Origin of the sequence: Scandinavium sp., from assembly GCF_036271055.1 — a bacterium.
Taxonomy (GTDB): Bacteria; Pseudomonadota; Gammaproteobacteria; order Enterobacterales; family Enterobacteriaceae; genus Scandinavium.
This window is the reverse complement of the sequence record NZ_DATBBJ010000001.1, coordinates 1-1,911: the sequence shown is the minus strand read 5'-3', so window position 1 is coordinate 1,911 and position 1,911 is coordinate 1. Positions and strand designations below refer to the sequence as shown.

3 protein-coding genes are annotated in these 1,911 nt (G+C 53.3%); 1 reads left to right on the top strand and 2 read right to left on the bottom strand.

The features are described from left to right. Nucleotides 1–655: hypothetical protein (locus VH187_RS00015; protein ID WP_329699457.1), on the top strand; the 655-nt coding region annotated here is incomplete at its 5' end. Between the two features lie 25 nt (nucleotides 656–680). On the opposite strand, the gene gspG is transcribed toward VH187_RS00015, so the two are convergent. Next, complete coding sequence (gene gspG / locus VH187_RS00010) at nucleotides 681–1,100, bottom strand: type II secretion system major pseudopilin GspG (protein ID WP_329699458.1); 420 nt, start codon at nucleotides 1,098–1,100, stop codon at nucleotides 681–683. A gap of 63 nt (nucleotides 1,101–1,163) precedes the next feature. Beyond that, nucleotides 1,164–1,911, bottom strand: a 748-nt coding sequence (locus VH187_RS00005) for a hypothetical protein (protein WP_329699456.1), incomplete at its 5' end; no start/stop codon positions are given.

Here is a 1,911-nt window from a genome sequence, read left to right as displayed (position 1 = left end):
GACTATGAAATATTCCGTTCTGCTAACGTTGATTCTCGCTGTTCTCGGAGTGATCGACAGTCAGGCCGAGGAAGTTTTTCCGCCACAGTTCAATTTCGATCGCTACTCAAAGATGGTGGACAAGTCGCCATTCGCAATCGCAACGGCCGTTGCAGCTCCTGCGGCTACACCTGATTTTGCAAAAGACCTTTACATCGCCAACGCCGCGCGTTCGTCTGATGGCGATATGGTGACGCTGGCTTCTACTTCCGACCACAATTTTAAGAGGTATCTTACGACCAAAGAACCGGTGGACGGCTACAGCCTCGCCAGCATCGAATGGTCGGCCAAAGTCGGTGAAACAAAGGTGACAATTGGCAAGGACGGAAATTTTGCGACTATCACGTTTAATCAGGCGCTTTTGTCGCAGACCGCGCCGAATGCAGGCGCTCCCAGAGCAGTAACGCCGCCGATGCCTTCGCTTCCGATGCCTAACCCTGGTGGCGTTCCTAACCCAGCCTTATCGAAACTACCTTCTGGCGTACCGGCTGAACTACAACAGTTGCTTCCCAAAGACGCCGGTCGAACTCATTCTCGTGGCTTGATTCAGCGAAACCCGCTAGGCTCATCGGGCGCCGCCACGAAGGGAGCTTACCGGGGGCCCGCGAAGAACTAGAGGTCCAGAGCCTGCCGCACTGCGGCTAACCGCCACCCCAATCGTCATCTGCCGTATCGGCTTGCCGATCTGGCCCTGCCGAAAACAAATCGTAACCGCTCGGGTTTTTCAGACCTGGATTTTTGTAAATATAGCCATTGCCCCAGGGATCTGTTGGCAACTCCCTGAACAACTGATACCAGCGAGCAGGTCGCGGATCATTCGAGGGCTGCGTTACCAGCGCCTGCAAACCCTGTTCCGTTGTCGGATAAAAACCGTTCATACTCTCGTAAAGTTGCAGTTGTGTCTTGATCGCCTGGAGGTCAGCTTGAACACGCATGGTCTTGGCGATGGCAGTGGTATTGCCGAGTTTTGAAATCGCTACTCCCAGTATGATTACGATGATGCTCACAACGAGCATTATCTCCAGTAGCGTGAATCCCTGATGTTTCCTTTTCGTTTTCATCTCAATCAAATGTGGCCCCTCTCTCCTTCTGCGTGACTAAAGTACGCAAATCTTCAAGAATTGCTAGTGACTGGCGTGCAGAAGATAGTCCGATTTATCCCAAATATATTTTAGTTCAATCTGCGTTGCGCGAATGGCGGAAGATCCGCTCCCAAGCCCATTGGCGACAACCAGATCGTTCAGCCCGACTTTCAAGATCGCGGCCGGCACAATTTTCTGCGCCCGCAGCCACCCGGTATAATGGAAATGCATTTGAGGTGTAAGCGCCTCCACTTCGCCGCGGTAACCTGGGTCAGCCAGGTCCGGCAACGTCAGAGAAACCGGGCCGATATCCTGTCCATTAAGATAAACTTCAGGCGGAGCATCGATGGCGGGATTGGTAATCTCGAAAGTGAGCAACGCTGTTAGCGGTTGTGTTTCGATTGGAAATTGAAACACGGCGCTTTCCTGAGTTTCTCCATCAACGCGGATTGGGTCAGCGGACAGAGTCGCGGTAACGGTTCCAAAGTTCTCAACATCTTCCGGAGGTGCGTGGAGGCTGGGCACGGATGAGAACGGCTCGGGAATCACGTCACGATGTTCGGCGTTCACTGGGTGCACTACTTCACTGGTTGTCATCCAATCGAGATAAGCCCCGCGGATCGTCTTTCCATCGCCGGGGACCTCGATGTCGATAGCGGACGCGCCGGTCATCGGGATGATAACGGAATCTGAACTTGGCAGATTCATTCCCACGCCGAGAGTGCCTGAGCGCAAAATGTGTGTGCCAGATTCATCCCAGGCGATCAATTCAGGCTGCTGATTGGGTTTA

Bases quoted from the DNA above. Each gene is read 5' to 3' on its own strand.
- gspG (WP_329699458.1), bottom strand. From the start codon at position 1,100: ATGAAAACGAAAAGGAAACATCAGGGATTCACGCTACTGGAGATAATG.